2 protein-coding genes are annotated in these 1,824 nt (G+C 71.2%); both read right to left on the bottom strand.

From position 1 onward, the window contains the following. Positions 1-88: 88 nt before the first annotated feature. On the bottom strand, positions 89-478 hold the full coding sequence (locus E1281_RS39450) for a hypothetical protein (protein ID WP_131884780.1): 390 nt from the start codon (positions 476-478) through the stop codon (positions 89-91). A gap of 40 nt (positions 479-518) precedes the next feature. Next, positions 519-1,824: MFS transporter (locus E1281_RS39445; RefSeq protein WP_243717815.1), on the bottom strand; the 1,306-nt coding region annotated here is incomplete at its 5' end.

Here is a 1,824-nt window from a genome sequence, read left to right as displayed (position 1 = left end):
ACCCCCACCTGACCCCCGTTGACTTGCGGCGTGTTGTTGTTATGGAGCGCTCCAAGACAACAACACGCCGCAAGTCAACGAAGGGGGGTCAGGTCTTCTTGGGCTTGATGTCCTCGAACTCTTCCTTGAAGACGGTCTGCTCGTACAGGATGCCGTCGGGCCAGGGGGTCTTCGGCTCGCGGCCGGGCTGCGGGTTGTCGCGACGGAACTCTTCCGCCTGCGACTCCCGGTCGGGCGGGTAGCTGTGCGAGAACATCCCGGGGCGGTAGGTGTACAGGCCGCCCTGTTCCATGCCGCGATGGTTGTCCTGGTCGTTCCGGCGTTCGGGGTGGATCTTCCGGTCCGACGCCTCCCGCATCATGAAGAGTCGGGCGATCAGTCCCACCACGACCACCACCGGGATGATCCAGAGGTACACCCAATGGCCGGTCGGTGCCGTCTCGGCCACGGTCGGTTCGGCAAGGATCGTGGGAAGCATTGCGGTCCACCTCCCGGCGGTCAGTCGGCCTCACACGGGGTCATTTAGGGATGTGTCCGCTAATTTCCGTGTTAACCGCATCGGACGCCGGTCCGGTGGGTTCGCCGACCGCCCGGACGCGTCCCGCCGACAGGCCGGGGACCACCATGACCAGGCACACGACCAGCACACCGGCCATCGGAACGCTCCATCCGCCGGTGGCGTCGTGCAGGGCTCCGACGCCGAGCGGGCCGAGTGCCGCGATGAGGTAGCCGATGCCCTGCGCCATTCCGGACAGTTGCGCCGCGACCTGCGCGTTGTGGGCGCGCAGCCCGATGAACGACAGCGCCGTGGCGAACCCGATGCCCTGGCCGAAGCCGAGGACGACCGCCCAGAACCAGACCGTCCCGATCGGCGCCCAGGTGACCCCCACGAACCCCGCGAACGCCAGGACGGCGGTGGCGAGCACCAGGGGACGCTGGTCGCGCGTCCGCCGCGCGAGCACCGGGACCGAGAGCGACCCGGCCGCCTGGACGGCGGCGGACAGGGCGAGGACCGCCCCGGCGGGCGCCTCGTCCATCCCGCGGTCCTGGCAGATCGTCGGGAGCCAGCCGAGCACGACGTAAGCCAGCAGCGACTGCAGGCCCATGAACACCGTGACGTGCCAGGCCAGTCCGGACCGCCACACCAGCGCCGCCACCCCGCGCGCCGGCGCCGGGGGCGGAGCCGACCGCGCCGCGTGCGCCGCCCGGCGCGCCCTCGGCACCCAGAGCAGGCCGGCGAGGGCCGCCGGGATCGCCAGGAGGCCGAGCGGCAGCCGCCACGTCGAGTCGAAGACGTCCTCGACCGGTACGGCCAGGCCCGAGGAGAAGGACGCGCCGGCCGTCACGGCGACCGTGTAGACGGCCGTCACCGTCGTGATCCTGGACGGATGGTCCCGCTTGATGATCGCGGGCATCGCGATGTTGCCGATGCTGATCGCGATCCCGGCGACGAGTGATCCGGCGAACAGCGGGAACATGGCTGTTGCCGGGGGGTGTGGAGGGTCGTCCCCCCACAGGGAGGCAGGGGCGTCCAGCAGGCGCAGCAGCAGCCCGGCGACGAGCAGCGCCATCGCGCTGACCAGGAGCGTCTCGCTGCGCGGCGCGCGGCGCAGGAACGGGGCGACCAGCCCGTAGGAGCCGAAGAAGACCAGCGGCAGCGTCGTCAGCGCGCCCGCCGCCGCGCCGGACAGCCGGAACTCGTCGCTGATCTCGGTCAGCAGCGGCCCGACCCCCGCGATCGCCGGGCGCAGGTTGAGCGCCACGAAGACGATCATCAGCAGCGCGCCGGCCAGACCCGCCCGCCGTGCCGTCACAGCCCCGACT

The organism is Actinomadura sp. KC345, from assembly GCF_004348515.1.
In the GTDB taxonomy this organism is placed as follows: domain Bacteria; phylum Actinomycetota; class Actinomycetes; order Streptosporangiales; family Streptosporangiaceae; genus Spirillospora.
The sequence above is the reverse complement of the archived record's forward strand: the minus strand, read 5'-3'. Positions and strand labels throughout refer to the sequence as shown.